This window comes from Paracoccus acridae (assembly GCF_014642735.1).
Lineage (GTDB): Bacteria > Pseudomonadota > Alphaproteobacteria > Rhodobacterales > Rhodobacteraceae > Paracoccus > Paracoccus acridae.
In genome coordinates this window covers 322,782-340,267 of the sequence record NZ_BMIV01000001.1, presented here as the reverse complement: position 1 = coordinate 340,267, position 17,486 = coordinate 322,782, and the positions used below count along the sequence as shown (strand labels likewise).

16 protein-coding genes are annotated in these 17,486 nt (G+C 65.6%); 2 read left to right on the top strand and 14 right to left on the bottom strand.

What is annotated here, in order from left to right:
* Positions 1–79: 79 nt before the first annotated feature.
* From IEX25_RS01730 to cyoA, 5 genes are read right to left on the bottom strand one after another with little or no spacing between them, the layout of a single operon-like run.
* Entirely contained in the window at positions 80–763 is a 684-nt protein-coding gene (locus IEX25_RS01730; RefSeq protein ID WP_229664990.1) for an SURF1 family protein, read from the bottom strand.
* On the bottom strand, positions 760–1,176 hold the full coding sequence (locus tag IEX25_RS01725; RefSeq protein WP_103171767.1) for a cytochrome o ubiquinol oxidase subunit IV: 417 nt from the start codon (positions 1,174–1,176) through the stop codon (positions 760–762). Before IEX25_RS01725 ends, IEX25_RS01730 begins: the two co-directional genes overlap by 4 nt.
* A complete protein-coding gene (gene cyoC / locus IEX25_RS01720) occupies positions 1,176–1,790 on the bottom strand; it encodes a cytochrome o ubiquinol oxidase subunit III (RefSeq protein WP_188713775.1) in 615 nt (204 codons plus the stop codon). The genes IEX25_RS01725 and cyoC overlap by 1 nt, the downstream gene beginning before the upstream one ends.
* 3 nt (positions 1,791–1,793) lie before the next feature.
* On the bottom strand, positions 1,794–3,800 hold the full coding sequence (cyoB, locus tag IEX25_RS01715; protein WP_188713774.1) for a cytochrome o ubiquinol oxidase subunit I: 2,007 nt from the start codon (positions 3,798–3,800) through the stop codon (positions 1,794–1,796).
* A gap of 9 nt (positions 3,801–3,809) precedes the next feature.
* Positions 3,810–4,997: a ubiquinol oxidase subunit II gene (cyoA, locus tag IEX25_RS01710; protein WP_188713773.1), complete on the bottom strand. Its 1,188-nt coding sequence runs from the start codon at positions 4,995–4,997 to the stop codon at positions 3,810–3,812.
* 231 nt (positions 4,998–5,228) lie between these two features.
* Here cyoA and IEX25_RS01705 point away from each other — a divergent pair, with 231 nt between their 5' ends.
* The gene (locus IEX25_RS01705; RefSeq protein ID WP_103171771.1) at positions 5,229–6,548 is read left to right on the top strand and encodes an MFS transporter; all 1,320 of its coding nucleotides are present in this window, start codon (positions 5,229–5,231) and stop codon (positions 6,546–6,548) included.
* 9 nt (positions 6,549–6,557) lie between these two features.
* Here IEX25_RS01705 and IEX25_RS01700 read toward each other — a convergent pair whose 3' ends face one another.
* The gene (locus IEX25_RS01700; protein WP_188713772.1) at positions 6,558–7,448 is read right to left on the bottom strand and encodes a LysR family transcriptional regulator; all 891 of its coding nucleotides are present in this window, start codon (positions 7,446–7,448) and stop codon (positions 6,558–6,560) included.
* Between the two features lie 168 nt (positions 7,449–7,616).
* Here IEX25_RS01700 and IEX25_RS01695 point away from each other — a divergent pair, with 168 nt between their 5' ends.
* Positions 7,617–8,510, top strand: a complete 894-nt coding sequence (locus tag IEX25_RS01695) for a DMT family transporter (RefSeq protein WP_188713771.1) — start codon at positions 7,617–7,619, stop codon at positions 8,508–8,510.
* Here the strand turns inward: IEX25_RS01695 and IEX25_RS01690 are convergent.
* The 8 genes from IEX25_RS01690 to cls form a co-directional block, all read right to left on the bottom strand.
* Positions 8,473–10,665, bottom strand: a complete 2,193-nt coding sequence (locus IEX25_RS01690) for a malate synthase G (protein WP_188713770.1) — start codon at positions 10,663–10,665, stop codon at positions 8,473–8,475. The genes IEX25_RS01695 and IEX25_RS01690 overlap by 38 nt on opposite strands.
* Before the next feature lie 127 nt (positions 10,666–10,792).
* Positions 10,793–12,022 carry an AI-2E family transporter gene (locus IEX25_RS01685; protein ID WP_188713769.1) on the bottom strand — a complete coding sequence of 410 codons (1,230 nt, stop codon included), beginning with the start codon at positions 12,020–12,022 and terminating at the stop codon, positions 10,793–10,795.
* 87 nt (positions 12,023–12,109) lie between these two features.
* Positions 12,110–13,336 carry a saccharopine dehydrogenase family protein gene (locus tag IEX25_RS01680; RefSeq protein WP_188713768.1) on the bottom strand — a complete coding sequence of 409 codons (1,227 nt, stop codon included), beginning with the start codon at positions 13,334–13,336 and terminating at the stop codon, positions 12,110–12,112.
* A 35-nt stretch (positions 13,337–13,371) separates the two neighbouring features.
* On the bottom strand, positions 13,372–14,472 hold the full coding sequence (gene nspC / locus IEX25_RS01675) for a carboxynorspermidine decarboxylase (RefSeq protein WP_188713767.1): 1,101 nt from the start codon (positions 14,470–14,472) through the stop codon (positions 13,372–13,374).
* An 86-nt stretch (positions 14,473–14,558) separates the two neighbouring features.
* Positions 14,559–14,906, bottom strand: coding sequence for a hypothetical protein (locus tag IEX25_RS01670; RefSeq protein ID WP_188713766.1), 348 nt, complete (start codon positions 14,904–14,906; stop codon positions 14,559–14,561).
* Between the two features lie 10 nt (positions 14,907–14,916).
* Complete coding sequence (locus IEX25_RS01665) at positions 14,917–15,687, bottom strand: DUF6478 family protein (protein WP_188713765.1); 771 nt, start codon at positions 15,685–15,687, stop codon at positions 14,917–14,919.
* A 56-nt stretch (positions 15,688–15,743) separates the two neighbouring features.
* Positions 15,744–16,022, bottom strand: coding sequence for a 4a-hydroxytetrahydrobiopterin dehydratase (locus IEX25_RS01660; protein WP_188713764.1), 279 nt, complete (start codon positions 16,020–16,022; stop codon positions 15,744–15,746).
* 6 nt (positions 16,023–16,028) lie between these two features.
* Positions 16,029–17,456, bottom strand: coding sequence for a cardiolipin synthase (gene cls / locus IEX25_RS01655; RefSeq protein ID WP_188713763.1), 1,428 nt, complete (start codon positions 17,454–17,456; stop codon positions 16,029–16,031).
* Between the last annotated feature and the right edge of the window lie 30 nt (positions 17,457–17,486).

Sequence of the window (17,486 nt, the reverse complement as noted above, 5' to 3'; positions counted from 1 at the left end):
CTTGCCTACTGTGCAACTGCGTGGGATCGCGATCCAGTGCTAATGCGGGATTTCCCCTGCCACTTTGGTCGGAAAACGCCTAGCGCCGCAGCGCATAGGCCACCAGGACCAGCAACCCGCCCGCCATCGCGAACCAGGTCAAGGCATAGGTCAGGTGGGAATTGCGGAAGGCGATCACGGTCAGTCCGCCGATGGGTTGGGCATCGCTCGCGCGGTCGGCGTCAATGAAATAGGGCGCGACATCGGGCAGGCCCAGCGTCGCTGCAATCGCCTGGGTGTCGCGGGAATACCAGCGGCCCGCATCCGGGTCGTTGGCGCGCAGGAAGGCACCGTCGGGTTGCGACAGGCGTAACAGCCCTGTTACACCTTGCGGACCCTGCGGTAGCGGGCGGTCGTCGCGGCGGTCGGCGGCGACGAAGCCGCGATTGACCAGCACCGTCCAGCCGTCTTCGGTGACAAGCGGCGTCATCACCCAGAAGCCCGGCCCCCGTTCCGTCACCGCCTGCACCAGCACGTCGCTGTCGGGCCGGTATTCGCCCCCGACGCTGACGCGGCGGTATTCGGCACCTTCGGCCGTCAGCCCCGCCCATTCGGCAGGCGGCGGCGCCGGAACCGGGGCCGCCGCCACCCGCGCGTCCACGCGGGCGATCAGGTCGGTCTTCCAGGCCAGCCGCTGCACCTGCCAGATGCCCAGGCCCATCAGGACCAGGAAGACGATCCCCGCCGCGACCAGCAGGGCGACGGGGCGGCGGCGGGCGGTCACGATCCCAGTCCCAGGGCCTCGTGGTTCATCTGGGGCATCATGTTCGTGTTCATGTTGAACATGACCCACAGCGACCCGGCCAGGACGATGACCAGGATCACGACGGTGAAGATCAGCGCCATCATGGTCCAGCCTTCGTCGCTGCGCGTGTTCATATGCAGGAAATAGACCATGTGGACCAGGATCTGCACGATCGCCATGCCCACCACCACGGCGGCGGTCAGGAAGCGGCTTTCAAAGCCGCCGGCCATGACGATGGCGAAGGGGATCGCGGTCAGGATCACCGACAGCACGAAGCCCGTCAGATAGGACCGGACGCTGCCATGATCGTGGCCGTCGTCGTGATGGTCGCCATGCCGTTCGGCGTGGCGTTCGGCGCGGTGCTTGTCGCCCTGGGCTTCAATCGAGGCCATCAGATCATCCCCAGCAGATAAACGAAGGTGAAGACGCCGATCCAGATCACGTCCAGGAAGTGCCAGAACATCGACAGGCAGGCCAGCCGGCGGCGGTTGGCCGGGATCAGCCCGCGCTGGCGGATCTGGATCATCAGCGTGACCAGCCACAGGCAGCCAAATGCCACGTGCAGCCCGTGGGTGCCCACAAGCGCGAAGAAGGCCGAAAGGAAGGCCGAGCGCTGCGGCCCCGCGCCCAGGTGGATCAGGTGCTGGAACTCATAGATCTCGACGGCCAGGAACAGCAGCCCGAAGACCAGCGTGATCCCCAGCCACATCAGCGTGCCACGGGTGTTTTCCTTGACCATCGCCAGCATGGCGAAGCCATAGGTGATCGAGGACAGCAGCAGGAAGGCCGTGTTCAGCGCCACCAGTTCCAGGTCGAACAGGTCCTTGGGCCCCGGACCGGCGGCATAGCTGCCGCCCAGGACCCCGAAGACCGCGAAGAGGACCGCGAACATCAGGCAGTCGCTCATCAGGTAGATCCAGAAGCCGATGCTTGTGGACGCGCCCTCGTGGTGGTGGTGCGGCTCGACCTCCCAGAAGTCGCCCGGGGCTTGGGTGGCTGTGTTCATGGATCAGACCCCTGCGCTTGCCAGCTGGCGGTCGCGCGCATCTTCCGTGGCGCGGACCTCCTCGGCCGGGATGTGGTAGTCGCGGGCATAGTTGAAGGTATGGATGATCGAGGCGATCACGATGCCCGCGAAGGACAGCGCCGCCAGCCACCAGATATACCAGACCAGGGCAAAGCCGCAGATCGTGGACAGGCCCGCGATGATGACGCCCGTCCCGGTGTTCCGGGGCATGTGGATGGGCACATAGGTCGCGCGCGGCCGGGTCTGGCCGTAACGCTTCATGTCCCACCAGGTGTCCAGCCCGTGGCTGACCGGCGTGAAGGCGAAGTTATAAGCGGGCGGGGGCGAGGATGTCGCCCATTCCAGCGTGCGCCCGTCCCAGGGATCGCCCGTCTCGTCGCGCAACTGGTCGCGGCGCGCGATGGAGACGCCGAACTGGATGAACATCGCGGCGATGCCGATGGCGATCAGGACGGCGCCAAAGGCCGCGATCACGAACCAGATCTGCAGGCTGGGATCGTCGAAAACCCGCACCCGCCGCGTCACGCCCATCAGCCCCAGGATGTAGAGCGGCGCGAAGGCGACCCAGAAGCCCACGACCCAGAACCAGAAGCTGACCTTGCCCCACCAAGGATCCAGCCGGAAGCCGAAGGCCTTGGGCCACCAGTAATAGACCGCCGCGAACAGCCCGAACAGCACGCCGCCGATGATGACGTTGTGGAAATGCGCCACCAGGAACAGCGAGTTGTGCAACACGAAGTCGGCGGGCGGCACGGCCAGCAGCACACCCGTCATGCCGCCGATCACGAAGGTCAGCATGAAGGCGATGGTCCACATCATCGGCAATTCGAACCGGATGCGGCTGCGATACATGGTGAACAGCCAGTTGAAGATCTTGGCGCCCGTGGGCACCGAGATGATCATGGTGGTGATCCCGAAGAACGAGTTCACGGACGCCCCAGACCCCATCGTGAAGAAGTGGTGCAGCCAGACCAGATAGGACAGGATGGTGATGCAGACCGTCGCATAGACCATCGAGGTATAGCCGAACAGCCGCTTGCCGGTGAAGGTCGCCACCACCTCGGAATAGACGCCAAACAGGGGCAGGATCAGGATATAGACCTCGGGGTGGCCCCAGATCCAGATCAGGTTCACATACATCATGGCGTTGCCGCCAAGATCGTTGGTGAAGAAGTTCGTGCCGACATAGCGGTCCAGCGTCAGAAGGACCAGCGTGGCCGTCAGCACCGGGAAGGACGCCACGATCAGGATGTTCGTGCAAAGCGAGGTCCAGGTGAAGATCGGCATCCGCATCATGGTCATGCCCGGCGCGCGCATCTTGATGATGGTCACCAGCAGGTTGATCCCCGACAGCGTGGTCCCCACCCCGGCGACCTGAAGGCCCCAGATGTAATAGTCCACGCCCACATAGGGGCTGGACCCCAGGCCCGACAGCGGCGGGAAGGCCAGCCAGCCGGTCTGCGCGAATTCCCCCACGAACAGCGACGCCATGGTCAGCACCGCACCGCCGACTGTCATCCAGAAGGACAGGTTGTTCAGGAACGGGAAGGACACGTCCCGCGCGCCGATCTGCAAGGGCACGACATAGTTCATCAGCCCCGTGACGAAGGGCATCGCCACGAAGAAGATCATGATGACCCCGTGGGCCGAGAAGATCTGGTCGTAGTGGTGCGAGTTCAGGTAGCCCTCGGACCCGCCAAAGGCGATGGCCTGCTGAAGCCGCATCATGATCGCGTCGGCGAAACCGCGCACGAACATGACCAGGGCCAGCACGACATACATGATGCCGATCTTCTTGTGATCGACCGTCGTGAACCATTCGTGCCACAGGTATGACCACAGCCGGTACTTGTGCAGCATCCACAACAGCCCGGCGCCGCCGATGACGACGACCACGCCGGTGGCCCAGACGATCGGATCCTGCGGGATCGCGTTCCAGTCCAGGCGGCCCAGCAGGAAGGTTGTCTCGATATTGGAAGGGACTGCCATCTTCGGCCTCTACAGATTCTGGTCGGCGCCGGCCGGCGGCGTCGTTTGGGTCAGGCGGTTCGGGATCAGGTTGCGGCCCAGGATGCCCTGCGGCGCCTCCAGCGCCCGGCCGCGCAGGGGCGACATGTCGCGCGGCGTGCTTTCGGCGGGGGCGGCGCTTGCCAGCATCCGGTCCAGTTCCTCGACGGTGCAGATGCCGGTGACCTGGAAGGGCGGCAGGCCCAGGACGGGGCGCGGCGTGCCGCGTCCGGCTTCGGCCAGAACGGTGACGTTGGCGATGCCCGGCAGGCCCAGCCCGCCCTGCGCGTCATAGGCCATCATCTCGGCCATGCACATGCGGCCATCTTCCACGCACATGTTCACGACACGGCTGAAAAGCTGGGGATCGACGGGGGCAAAGGCCATGGGCGCGACATTCTCGCTGGGCTTTTCCAGTTCCAGATAGCGGGCGCGGTCCAGCGTCTCGCCGCTGTCGGCCGCCTGCGCCACCCAGCTGTCGAAGCCCGCGCCGTCAAGCGCATGGGCCTTGAACCGCATCCCCGAAAAGCCGTGGCCCGAATAATGCGAGGCCAGCCCCTGGTATTCGCCCGCCTCGTTGAAGACGCCGTGCAGCGTGGTCTGCATTCCAGGCATGGCATAGATCATCCCCGCCATGGCCGGGATATAGAAGGCGTTCATCACCGAGGTCGCGGTCAGCGTGAACTGGACCGGCCGGTCCACCGGCACCGCCAGTTCGTTGACCGACGCCACCCCCTGTTCGGGATAGATGAACAGCCATTTCCAGTCCATCGCCACGACCTGCACCTGCAGGGGCTGCTGGTTGCTGACCGGGGTTTGCGCGTCGATCCGGTCCAGCGGGCGATAGGGATCCAGCAGATGCGTGCCGACCCAGGTCAGCGCGCCCAGGCAGACGATGATCAGCAGCGGGATGGCCCAGATCACCAGTTCCAGCTTGGTCGAATGGTCCCAGTCGGGATTGTAGGTCGCCTGCCGGTTCGACGCCCGGTAACGCCAGGCGAACCACACCGTCAGCGCCATCACCGGCACGATGATGATCAGCATCAGCAGCGTCGATTGCACCAGCAGTTCCGCCTGCCGCGCCGCGATGTCGCCCGATGGCCGCAGCACGACCGCCTCGCACCCCGCCAGCAGCGGCAGCGGTGCAAGCCAGGAAAGACGTTTGAAGAAATGTGTCATGTGGTGATGACCCCGTTGGACCCGCGCGAATCGCGCGCCGTTCGGACGACGACGCCCTGAAGTTGCGGCTGAGATAAGTTCATTGATCTGGATCAAACATAAGACAATTTGTCGCGTGTCCATCCCCGGCATTTTGTAGCATTGATCGTCCCGACCAAGGGCGAATCCCGCTAGGATTCCGCCTGCCTTTGCCCTTCATGCCTTCTGGCCCAATCCAAAGTGGTTCACGCAATGGCGACATCTGCCGAAACCCATGACCGTCGCAGCCCCGGCAAGGACGCCGACGACATCCATGTCTCGCCCTCGGACATCGCGGTGGGCGTGGTGATCGGGCGGACCTCGGAATTCTTCGACTTCTTCGTCTTCGCCATCGCCTCGGTCATCGTGTTCCCGGCGCGGCTGTTTCCCTTCGTCGATCCGCTGACGGGGACGCTGCTGTCCTTCATGCTGGTGCTGCTGGCCTTTGTCGCCCGTCCCATCGGCACGGCGATCTTCATGTATATCGACCGCAAGCAGGGGCGTGTCGCCAAGCTGACGCTGGCCCTGTTCCTGCTGGGCACCTCCACGGTCGCCATGGGGCTGGTGCCGTCCTATGCGGTGCTGGGCGAATGGGCGATCATCATCATGGCGGTGCTGCGCATCGGCCAGGGCCTTGCCATCGGCGGAAGCTGGGACGGGCTTTCCTCGCTGCTGGCGCTGAGCGCGCCCAGGGAAAAGCGCGGCTTCTATGCCATGGTGCCGCAACTGGGCGCGCCGATCGGGCTGATCGTGGCGGCGCTGCTGTTCTCCTATCTGGTCTCGACCCTCTCGGCCGAGGATTTCCTGGATTTCGGCTGGCGCTATCCGTTCTTCGTGGCCTTCTCGGTCAACGTGGTGGCGCTGTTCGCCCGGTTGCGGATCGTCGCCTCGCCCGAGTTCCAGGAAGCGTTCGAAACGCGCGAGTTGCAGCCGACCCGCATCCGCACGACCTTTAAATCCGACTGGCGGGCGATCTGGCTTGCGTCCTTCGTGCCGCTGGCAAGCTTTGCGATGTTCCACATGGTGACGGTGTTCCCGCTGTCCTGGGTGTTTCTGTATACCGACGAGACGCTGACCTTCTTCCTGAACCTGACGGCCCTCAGCGCGGCCTTCGGCCTGGTCTCGGTGCTGGTGTCGGGCTGGCTGTCGGACCGGTTCGGACGGCGGCGGGTGCTGCTGTGGGGATCGCTTGGCATCGGCGTCTTCAGCCTGATGGCCCCCCTGCTGCTGAGTGGCGGCAAGACCGGCGTTTCCGCCTATATGATCCTGGGCTTCCTGGTCCTGGGGATCAGCTTCGGCCTGTCGTCGGGCGCGGTGGCGTCGATGTTCAACAGCCGCAACCGTTACACGGATTCGGCCTTTGCATCCGCTCTGGGCTGGCTGTTCGGCGCCGGGCTGGCGCCCCTGACGGCGCTGTTCCTGTCCACGACGCTGGGCTTGTTCGCGGCGGGGCTTTACCTGCTGTCGGGCGCCGTCGCCACGGCAGTGGCGCTGTGGGCGGCGCGGCAACTGGAATTCCAGAAGCAGGGGTGATCCCCTGTTTCAGCCCGCCAGCATCAGCCCGCCATAGCGGCCAATCTCGCGCTCGATCTCGGCCACAAGCGTATCCAGCGCGGGGTTGCGGGTCTTGCGCGCGCGCCGGATGACATAGGCCAGATCCGGCGGATCGGGCAGACGGCCCCTGACCACCTCCATCTCGGGGCGCAGGTGCCGGTCGTTCAACAGGCCCATGCCCATGCCCGCGGTGACCGCCGCCACCACCCCCGCCGCGCTGGCACATTCGAAGACCGTCTCCAGCATGTCCTCGGACCCCTGGCCGACGCCGGACGCCCAGCGGCGATAAAAGCACTGTTCGTCGAAGGACACGAACGGGATCGGGCCCTCGGCGGGCAGCACCAGATCCGGCGCCTTGACCCAGTTCAGCCTTTCGCGAAACAGCACCACGTCGCTGGCCCGCAGATCATGCGCGAAGACCTGCACGATGGCGGCGTCCAGTTCACCGGCATCCAGCATGGCCTGCTGGACCAGGCTCATGCGGACCTTGCTGCGGACGGTCACGTCCGGGTGCAGGCGGCGGAACCGGCCCAGGATGCGCGCCAGATCGGAACAGGCCGTATCCTCGGTCATGCCCAGGGTGATGCGCCCGGAGAGGGGGGTTCTGGACAGCGAAAGCAGCGCCTCGTCATGCAGGCCAAGGATGCGGGCGGCATAGTCCAGCAGATCCTCTCCGGCAGTGGTAAAGACGGCCGCGCCCGGCTTGCGGTTCAGCAGATCGCAGCCAAGGCTTGTTTCCAGCCGCCTGATCTTGTGGCTGACGGCCGATTGCGACAGGCCAAGCGCCTCGGCCGCGCGGGTGACGCCGCCGTGATGGCGGACGGCCTGCAGGGCGCGCAGGGCATCAATTTCCAGACGGCGGCCGTTGAGATCGGTCATGACGTTTCCGCGAATATGGTTCGGCAACTCCAGCATATCATAGCTTAAAAGACTTCCGACCATGCCATGGAAAAATCTGACATCATGACATGATCGAAATTTGTCATGTGCTTTCCCGAAAGGTGCAACCTACCAAGGCAGGACGACACCCTGCCAAAGGATCGCTCCATGACCCTCACCGCGCCTTCCCTGCCCGTTTCGCGGCACCCGCTTCTCTGGCCGGTCATGGCCACGCTTCTGGTGATCAGCTGGAGTTCGGGCTTCGTCGGCATCCGCTTCGCCAGCGAGGAAGCGAGCATCGCCCTGCTGCTGTTCTGGCGCACGCTGCTGTCGGGCCTGATCCTGCTGCCCTTCGCGCTGATCGTCGGGCCCAGGCTGCGGCCGCGTCAGATCCTGGACCAGATGCTGTTCGGGGTGATGTCCGTCTTTCTCTACCTGGGCGGCTTCGCCCTGGCGATCGGGCAGCGGGTGCCGACGGGACTTGTCGCGCTGATCTCCGACCTGCTGCCGCTGGCCGTCGCCGTGCTGTCTCAGCCGGTCCTGGGCGAAAGGCTCAGCGCGCGGCAATGGCAAGGCACCGGTCTTGCGGTCCTGGGGGTGTTCATCGTGTCCTTCGACAGCCTGGGGCTGGGGACTGCCCCGCCCTGGGCCTATGCCCTGACGGTGGGATCGACGCTGGTCTTCGCCCTGGCCACGGTGCTGCACAGGAAGCGGCCGGGCCTGCGCCTGCCGGTGCATCAAAGCCTGTGCATCCATTCCCTGACCGGGGCGGCGCTGTTCGGCCTTTGCGCGGCATGGCAGGGCGACCTGGCCCCGCCGATGACGCGGGATTTCGCCATCGGCATGGCCTGGCTGGTGGTTCTGGGCACCTTCGCAGCTTACGGCGTTTATTACACCATGCTGCGCCTGTTCCCGGTGGCCAGGGTCAGCGCCGCCATCTATCTCAGCCCGCCGGTCACCATGCTTTGGTCATGGGCGCTGTTTTCAGAACCCCTGACCACTGCCATGTTCGCGGGCCTTGGCGTCACGCTGGCCGGCGTATGGATGACGACGCGGGGCTAGCCCGCAGCGCCTTGGCCTGCCGGCGCCGCGCGTGCAGCGCGGGTTCGGTATAGCCCGAGGGCTGCGTCGTCCCCGTCAGCACCAGATCCCGCGCGGCCTCGAAGGCGGGGCCGTCGAAGCTGGGGGCCATCGGGTGATAGTTCGGATCGCCCGCGTTCTGTTCGTCCACCTTCAGCGCCATGCGGCGCAACGCGTCCTCGACCTGGTCGCGGGTGATCAGCCGCTGTTCCAGCCAGTTCGCCAGCAGTTGCGCGCTGATGCGGCAGGTGGCGCGGTCCTCCATCATCGGCACGTCGTCGATGTCGGGAACCTTGGAACAGCCGACGCCCTGATCGACCCAGCGGACCACATAGCCCAGGATGCCCTGGGCGCTGTTGTCCAGTTCGCGCAGGATCGCATCCTGCGACAAGGGCGCATCGCCCATCAGCGCCGGGGTCAGCAGCACATCCAGATCCGGCACCGGCTGGCCTGCCAGTTCGTCCTGGCGCGCGGCCACATCGACCATGTGGTAATGCAGCGCGTGCAGCGTCGCCGCCGTGGGGCTGGGCACCCAGGCGGTGTTCGCACCCGCGCGGGGGTGGCCGATCTTGGCCTCCAGCATCTCGGCCAGGGCGTCGGGCTTGGCCCACATGCCCTTGCCGATCTGGGCCTTGCCGCGCAGCCCGGCGTTCAGGCCGATCAGCACGTTGCGATCCTCATAGGCCTTGAGCCAGCCCGATTTCCGCGCGGCGTCGCGGCCTGCAAAGGCGCCCGCCTGCATGGACGTGTGGATCTCGTCCCCGGTGCGGTCCAGGAACCCGGTGTTGACGAAGAACAGCCGGTTGCGCAGGGCATGGATGGTCGCGGCAAGGTTGGCGCTTGTGCGGCGTTCCTCGTCCATCAGGCCCAACTTCACGGTGTTGGCGGGCAGGCCCAGGATTTCCTCGACCCTGGCAAAGGTGCGGTCGGCGAAGGCGGCCTCGTCCGGGCCGTGCATCTTGGGCTTGACCACATAGATCGACCCCACGCGGCTGTTGCGCGGCCCGTCGGACTTCTTCAGGTCGTGGAGCGAACAGGCCACCGTGACCATCGCATCCATCAGCCCTTCCGGCGTGTCCTGCCCGTCCAGGCGAACCGCGTCGGTCGTCATCAGCAGGCCCACGTTGCGCACCAGCAGCAGCGCGCGACCCGGCAGGGTGATGGTGCTGCCGTCGGGGCGCGTGACATCGCGATCCCCGGCAAGGCGGCGGGTCATCTGCTTGCCGCCCTTTTCGAAGGTATCGGTCAGGTCGCCCTTCATCAGGCCCAGCCAGTTGGCATAAACGCCGACCTTGTCCTCGGCATCCACGGCGGCCACGCTGTCCTCACAATCCTGGATGGCGGTCAGCGCGGCTTCCATGATGACGTCGCGCAGTCCCGACGGGGACGCGGCGCCGATGGGATGATCGGGATTGATGACCAGTTCGACATGCAGCCCGTTGTGGCGCAGGACCAGGGCGGTGTCCCCGCCCTCGACCCGGCGACCGACAAAGGCAGACGGATCGCGCAGCGTCACCTCGGACCATTCGATCGTGGCCTTCAGCCCTTCGGCATCGGCGCGATAGCCCGACACCTCGGCATGGCTGCCGGTGGTCAGGGGGAAGGTCTCGTCCAGAAACTGTGCGGCACGCGCCACCACGGCGTCGCGGCGGGCCGGATCCAGCGGACCCGGCGCAGGCGGCGGTCCCATCACGTCCGACCCGTAAAGCGCGTCGTAAAGCGATCCCCAGCGGGCATTGGCGGCGTTCAGCGCGAAGCGGGCATTGCTGACCGGCACGACCAGTTGCGGCCCGGCGACCTGCGCGATTTCCGGGTCGATCCGGCCGTTGTCGATGGCGAAGGGCGCGGGTTCGGGGACGAGATAGCCGATTTCCGTCAGGAAGGCGCGATAGGCCGCCGTGTCCCAGGGCTGGTTGCCGCGCGCCTTGTGCCAGGCGTCGATCTGGGACTGCAATTCCGCGCGACGCTGCAGCAGCGCACGGTTCTCGGCCGAGAATTCCGCCAGCAACCCGGCATAGCCCGACCAGAAGCGGTCCGCATCGACGCCCGTGCCGGGCAGCACGCGGCCTTCCACGAAGGCGGCCAGTTCCTCGGCCACGTCCAGGCCATGCCTTTGGGTGTAACGGGTGTCGGTCATCGCGCTCTCCTTCCACGTCGGGCAACGGTATACCATTGCGCACTTTGCCGTCATTTACGCCATGAAGGCCCGCTTTCCAAGATGCGTGAAAAGTTTTTCTGTGTTTCGGAAAAAGTCCGGGGACGTCTTAGACGGTCTCGTTGTCCTCGACCACTTCGGCGGTCACGGCCCGTGCGGAAGCCTCGTCCTCGGCCCCGGAACCGGCCTCGACGATCTCTCGGGCTTCTTCCTCGTCCTCGTCCTCGATGGCGGGGGGATCCTCGCCCGCCAGGAAATTCCCGAACTTTTCCCAGCCCGGCACATAGTCGGCCAGCACCCGCATGACGACCAGCACGGGGACCGCGATGATCATGCCGATCACCGACCACAGCCAGGCCCACAGCGCGACGGCCAGGAACACCACCACCGTGTTCATCTGCAACCGGCGCGACACGAAATAGGGCGTGATCACCTGCCCTTCCAGCGCGGTCAGCATCATGTATGTTCCCGCCACCATCATCGGCCAGAAGACCCCGGGCATCACCACAAGGGCGACAAGCCCCGCCGTGGCGACGCCGGCGATCGCCCCCAGATAGGGGATGAAATTCAGCACAAAGGCGCCCAGGCCGAACAGCAGCGCGCCGGGCATTCCCCAGGCGAACATCGCCAGTCCGATGGCTAGGCCCAGGCCCGCGTTGATGATGGTGATCGCGCCCAGGTAGTTGCCCAGCGAATCCTCGATCTGGCGCAGGGCCAGATAGGCGCTTCGCTTTTCGGACATGGAATCGAAGCTTTGCACGATCTTGAGATACAGAAGATCGCCCGACCCCAGCATGAAGAACAGCAGGACCAGCGTGAACACCACCTGCCCGGCAATGGTCGGCGTGAACTTGATTAGCGATTTCAGGGTGCTGTCGGTTTCCTGTTCGACGGTGATGGTGGCGCCGGCATCGCTGCCGCCGCTTTGGACCTCGTCGATCTTCTCGGCTGCCTTCTGCAAATCCTCGATCGAGGCGCGCACCTCCTCGAACTTGTGTTCCAGCCGGGTGCTGATCATGGGCAGGTTATGGGTAGCCTGGCTGATCGGCCCGCTGGCGGCATAGGCGATCAGCGCGACCGCCATCACAAGCCCCAGCGTGACACCTGTCGCGGTCAGCCAGTCCGGGATGCCGCGCCGCCGGGCCAGGCGCCGCAATGGCGTGAAGACGAAGAACAGCAGGACCGCCAGCGTGACCGGCATCAGGAAGTCGCGGCCCGCCGCGATGGCGGCAAAGGCGAGGATCAGGAAGATTCCGATGACCGCCCAGTTCGCCGCGCGTTCGCTGGCGCCGCTGCCATCCGCGCCGAAACGCGGGAAGCTGTATCGCTTGTCGGCCAATGCGCCCCCCTGAATCCATGCCGGGTTCGAACGCAAGCGGCGGCCCGGACGTTCCGGGCCGCCGTGGATGCCGGTCGGGCAGTCGCGTCAGATCGGGTGGTCGCCGGTGGCGTCGATTACCCGCGTGGGCAGGCCCATCTGCCCCAGCAGTTCAAGGAAAGGCCGTGCCGGCAAATCCTCGACATTGACCATCTTCTTCACGTCCCAGATGCCGCGGGCGACCAGCACCGCCGCCGCTACCGGGGGGACGCCGGCGGTATAGCTGATGCCCTGGCTGCCGACTTCGTTGAAGGCTTCCTTGTGGTCGGCGACGTTGTAGATGAAGACCTCGCCCGGCTTGCCGTCCAGGCTGCCCTTGACCAGATCGCCGATGCAGGTCTTGCCGGTATAGTCGGGGGCAAGGCTGGCCGGGTCGGGCAGCACGGCCTTGACGACCTTCAAGGGCACGACCTCCTGCCCCTCGGCGGTTTTCACCGGCTGTTCGGACAGAAGGCCCAGGTTCTTCAGCACCGTGAAGACGTTGATATAGTGGTCGCCGAAACCCATCCAGAAGCGCACGTCCGCGTCCTTGTATCGGGCGGACAGGCTGTGAACCTCGTCATGGCCCGACAGATAGGCCTTCTGCTTGCCGACGACCGGCAGGTCCCATTCGCGGCCGACCTCGAACATCTGGTTGGTGCGCCATTCGCCGCCCTGCCAGGAATAGACCACGCCGGTGAATTCGCGGAAGTTGATCTCGGGGTCGAAGTTCGTGGCGAACCAGCGGCCATGGGAACCGGCGTTGATGTCCACGATGTCGATGCTGTCGATCTTGTCGAAATATTCATCCTCGGCCAGGCGGGCATAGGCGTTGACCACGCCCGGATCGAAGCCCGCGCCCAGGATCGCGGTGATCCCGGCCGCCGCCACATCCTCGCGCCGTTTCCATTCGTAATTGCCGTACCAGGGCGGCGTTTCGCAGATCTTGGCGGGATCCTCGTGGATGGCCGTGTCGATATAGGCCGCGCCCGCGCGGATGCAGCCTTCCAGAACGGTCATGTTGATGAAGGCCGTCCCCACATTGATGACGATCCCTGCGTCCAGCTTGCGGATCAGGGCCTCGACCGCGCCCGCATCCATCGCGTCCAGCGCATGGCTGGTGAAGGGCATCTGGTGGCCCTTGTCGCGCAGGGTCTGGATGATCGCGTCAGCGCGTGCCTGGGTGCGGTTGGCGATGTGCAACTCGCCGAATTCCGCAGCCTGTTGCGCCACCTTGTGCGCCACGACTTGCGCGACGCCACCCGCGCCGATGATGAGGACGTTCTTCTTGGCCAATTCTGGATCCTTTCCGGGGTTGCAGAGAGGGCGCCTTAGGACAGGCTGGACTTGTAGTCTTCATAGGGGAATTCGCGGACGGTGCGAATGCTGCCGTCGTCTTCCCTGATGGCGATGGCGGGCATGGCGACGCCGTTGAACCAGTTCTTCTTGACCATGGTATAGCCCGCCGCGTCCGCGATGCTGATCCGGTCGCCGACCTGCAAGGGCTGCGGAAAGCGCGCATCGCCGAAGATGTCGCCCGCAAGGCAGGTCTTGCCCGCGACTTGGTATTCGTGGTCGCCCGACTGCGGCAGCTTGGCCGTTTCGCGATAGATCAGCAGATCCAGCATATGCGCCTCGATGCTGCTGTCCACGATGGCGACCTGCTTGCCGTTGTCGATAACGTCCAGCACGCTCACCTCCAGCGAGGTTGTGCCGGTGATGCTGGCCTCGCCCGGTTCCAGATAGGCCTGGACGCCGAAGCGGTCCTGGAAGGCCTTCAGCCGGTCGGCCAGCCGGTCGATCGGATAGCCCTCGCCCGTGAAATGGATGCCGCCGCCAAGGCTGACCCAGTCCAGGCGCTTCAGGATCTCGCCGAACTCGGTCTCGATCCGGGTCAGCTGGCTGTCGAACAGGTCGAAGTCGCGGTTTTCGCAGTTGTAATGGATCATCACCCCGCTGATGCGGTCCATCGCCTGTTCCAGCCGCGACAGATCCCATTCGCCCAGGCGGCTGAAGGGCCGCGCCGGGTCGGCCAGATCGAAGCCGCTGGTCGAAAAGCGCGGGTTCAGGCGCAGCCCGCGCGCGATCCCCGCCGCCTTGTTGTCGAAGCGGTCAAGCTGGGACAGGCTGTTGAAGATGATCTTGTCGGCGTAACCCACCGCCTCGTCGATCTCGTGATCGGCCCAGGCGACGGAATAGGCGTGGGTTTCCTTGCCGAATTCCTCGCGTCCCAGGCGCAGCTCGAACAGCGACGATGATGTGGTGCCGTCCATGTAGTCGCGCATGAAGTCGAAGACCGACCATGTCGCAAAGCATTTCAGCGCCAGCAGCGCCTTGGCGCCCGACGCCTCGCGCAGGCGGGCGATCTGTTCCATGTTGCGGCGAAGCGCCGGCTTGTCGATCAGATAGAAGGGCGTCTGCATCGCGGCCATGCGAACCTTTGGCTGAAAGCGGAACGGCCGATATAGAGACGGCAGGGGCTTTTCGCAAGAAAGCGTGTCAGGCCCGTGACATCGCCTCAGCCGCCCGTTGCAAGGCGGCGGAACTCTCGTTTCAGCAGGTCCAGTTCGGCACGAAGTTGTGCCACCTCGGCCAGCAGGTCGTCGCCCGCAACCGTTCCCGCGACCAGGGTCAGGCTGGCCAGCACGCTGTCCCCGACCACCAGCAACAGGCTGTGGACGCCATTGTCGATGACCGAGGGCGGAAGGCCGGCCGAAACCGCCCAGACGCCGGGGCCTGCCTCGCGCAAGGCGGCCTGGACCACCACCGCCCCCCGATGGGTCACGGACAAGGAGGCAGGGCGTCTGTCGGATTGCAGCGTGCCGGTCCAGCATCCGGCCGATACGCCATGGCTTTCGAACGTCATGCCCATCCCTTCAAGCCTGCGCACGCGCGCGGCCCGACAGGACCGCATCGTTGACAGTGACGGCGTTCATGCGCGGGGCCTCGAAGATCAGGTCCAGCCAGGCCCGTTCAACCGGCCGGTTGGCCAAGTCGGCATAGGCCAGGTCGAATTCCGCCTGCCGCGCCGCGCCCTGCCCCGCGACCGGGTGGCCAAGCTGGCGCAGCACCGTCTGGGTGTTCGGCCCCTGAACCAGGTTGATCCGGGCATAAAGGGTGATCGGCCGTTCCGCATCCACCACCGTATCCAGCCGCAGGATCCGCTCGGCCGCCAGGCCGTCCAGCGCCTCGGCCGGCAGGTCCAGGGCCAGCGACAGGAAGCTGCCGGAAAAGCCCAGCATCTCGATCACCAGGCCATGACAAGCCGCCTGCCCCGGCCGAGGACGGGATCGTTGCCGCAGGATCAATGCCTTGTGACCACAGTCGTGCCACAGGGCCGCATCCTCGCCCAGCCGGTGGCCGTTCCCGGGGGCGGCGATGGCCTGCGGGCTGATCCGGCCCATGAACAGCCGGGGACGCCAGTGCCAGTCCGTGCCGGGCGGCAGATCCGCATCCGGCACCCCGACCGGGCGCAGCATCCAGGGGTCCGACGCTTGCAGGAACCGCCCCAACTGGCGATGCAGCGCCTGCGCGCGTTCCCGCAATTCGGGATCGACGGGGCGCGGCTTGCGGTCCTGGCGATCGGCCAGACGCGCCCAATCGACGCGGCTTCGGTCCGATTGCAGGATCTCCAACAAACGCTTCATCGCGGCCCCCTTCCTTGCGCCGCCTGAATAAACCGCAACCGGAAGGCGAACAAGCGTCACGCAACCAGTTCGTCCAGACGCGCGGCGCAGGCGAAATCGGCCTCGGTCAGGCCGCCCGCGTCATGGGTCGTGAAGGACACCTGGCAATAGCCCCAGCCAAAGGCGACATCGGGATGGTGGCCCCGCTTGTTGCCCAGCCAGGCCGCCAGGTTCGCCATCTCGACCGCCTTGGCGAAGCCCTTGAAGTCGAAGCGCCGGGTGATCGCGCGTCCGTCGGATGAAAGCGTCCATCCGTTCAGCCGGGACAGGCGCGCGGTGATGTCGTCTTGCTCCATTCTTCCTCACAACAAGGGCGATGCCAGGGCCAGCAGGTTGTTGCGCAACCGGCGCAGGACCGACCAGTTGCGAACCTCCTCCAGCGTGATCTCGCGCGAGCGTTCGACATAGCTGTCCTGCCGCGCATCCAGTTCCTCGATGAATTCGAGGTCGAAGACGGCCATGTTCACCTCGTAGTTCAACTCGAAGCTGCGGCGGTCCAGGTTGGCGCTGCCGACCATGCCCATGCGGCCATCGACGGTCATGATCTTGGAATGCAGCAACCCGTCCTGGAACAGCATGATCCGCGCCCCTGCCGACAGCAGCCCGTAATAGAACCCCTGGCTGGTCGCGCCCACCACGATGGAATCGTTGCGCGCGGGCAGGATCATCGTGACCTCGACCCCGCGCCGGGCGGCGGCGCGCACGGCGGCATCCAGGGCGGTGTCGGGGACATAGTAGGGGGTCGTGATGACCACCCGGTCGCGCGCCGCGTGTAGCATCCCCGCCAGGCAGTCGGAGATCGAGCCCTGCCGCCGGTCCGGTCCCGTGGGAATGACCTGGGCGATGTCGCCCGGATCGGCGACGGGTTCGACGGGCAGCAGCATATAGCCCAGATCCTTGCCGGTATAGCTCATCCAGTCGCCCAGGAAGACCGACTGGAACTGCCGCACGACCGGGCCTTCGACCGACATCACGATATCGACCCAGGGCGCGAAGCGCGGCTTGATGGCGAAGGCCATGTCGGCGCAGTTGCGGCTGCCGGAAAAGGCCATGCGGTTGTCCACGACAAGGATCTTGCGGTGGTTGCGCAGATCCAGCCTGCGGAACAGCACGCTGATGAAGGGCAGGCCCCAGGGAAAGGCCGTGACGCATTCGGCCCCGGCTTCCTGCATCTGGATCCACAGGGGGGACCTGACCAGCAGGCGCGAACCAAGGGCATCGACGATCACCCGGCACTCGACCCCACGGCTGGCGGCGCGGGCCACGGCCTCGGCCACCTTCTGCCCGGAATGGTCGGGCAGCCAGATATAGAACAGGATATGGACGTGATCCGTGGCGCGGTCGATGGCGTCGATCATCCGGTCGATGGCCTCATCGCCTTCCTCCAGCAGGCGGATGCGGTTTCCGGTCAGCGCCGACATGCCCCCCACGGCCGCATTCGCAGCCACCACCGGCAGCGCGTAATGCGGGGGCTCGGCGATCACGGCGGGGTTCGGGATGCGCAGGTTCGTTAGCCTGTCGCGCACGTCGGCCATGCGCTGCACCTCGGCCTGGTTCAGGCGCACCTCTCCGAACAGGACATAGGACAGGATGCCCACGACCGGCAGCGCCTCGATCACCATGATCCAGGCCAGGCGGACCGAGGGATCCAGCCGCGGGCGGATCAGGACGCGCGCGATCAGGGCCAGCGTGACCGTCGTATGCAGCATGACAAGGAACGAGGTCCACATGCCGCGCATCATTCCCGCCCGCCACGGCAA

Coding starts and splice junctions, on each gene's coding strand:
- IEX25_RS01725 (WP_103171767.1), bottom strand. CDS start 1,176: ATGGCCTCGATTGAAGCCCAGGGCGACAAGCACCGCGCCGAACGCCAC.
- cyoC (WP_188713775.1), bottom strand. CDS start 1,790: ATGAACACAGCCACCCAAGCCCCGGGCGACTTCTGGGAGGTCGAGCCG.
- cyoB (WP_188713774.1), bottom strand. CDS start 3,800: ATGGCAGTCCCTTCCAATATCGAGACAACCTTCCTGCTGGGCCGCCTG.
- cyoA (WP_188713773.1), bottom strand. CDS start 4,997: ATGACACATTTCTTCAAACGTCTTTCCTGGCTTGCACCGCTGCCGCTG.
- IEX25_RS01705 (WP_103171771.1), top strand. CDS start 5,229: ATGGCGACATCTGCCGAAACCCATGACCGTCGCAGCCCCGGCAAGGAC.
- IEX25_RS01700 (WP_188713772.1), bottom strand. CDS start 7,448: ATGACCGATCTCAACGGCCGCCGTCTGGAAATTGATGCCCTGCGCGCC.
- IEX25_RS01695 (WP_188713771.1), top strand. CDS start 7,617: ATGACCCTCACCGCGCCTTCCCTGCCCGTTTCGCGGCACCCGCTTCTC.
- IEX25_RS01690 (WP_188713770.1), bottom strand. CDS start 10,665: ATGACCGACACCCGTTACACCCAAAGGCATGGCCTGGACGTGGCCGAG.
- nspC (WP_188713767.1), bottom strand. CDS start 14,472: ATGGCCGCGATGCAGACGCCCTTCTATCTGATCGACAAGCCGGCGCTT.
- IEX25_RS01670 (WP_188713766.1), bottom strand. CDS start 14,906: ATGACGTTCGAAAGCCATGGCGTATCGGCCGGATGCTGGACCGGCACG.
- IEX25_RS01665 (WP_188713765.1), bottom strand. CDS start 15,687: ATGAAGCGTTTGTTGGAGATCCTGCAATCGGACCGAAGCCGCGTCGAT.
- IEX25_RS01660 (WP_188713764.1), bottom strand. CDS start 16,022: ATGGAGCAAGACGACATCACCGCGCGCCTGTCCCGGCTGAACGGATGG.
- cls (WP_188713763.1), bottom strand. CDS start 17,456: ATGTGGACCTCGTTCCTTGTCATGCTGCATACGACGGTCACGCTGGCC.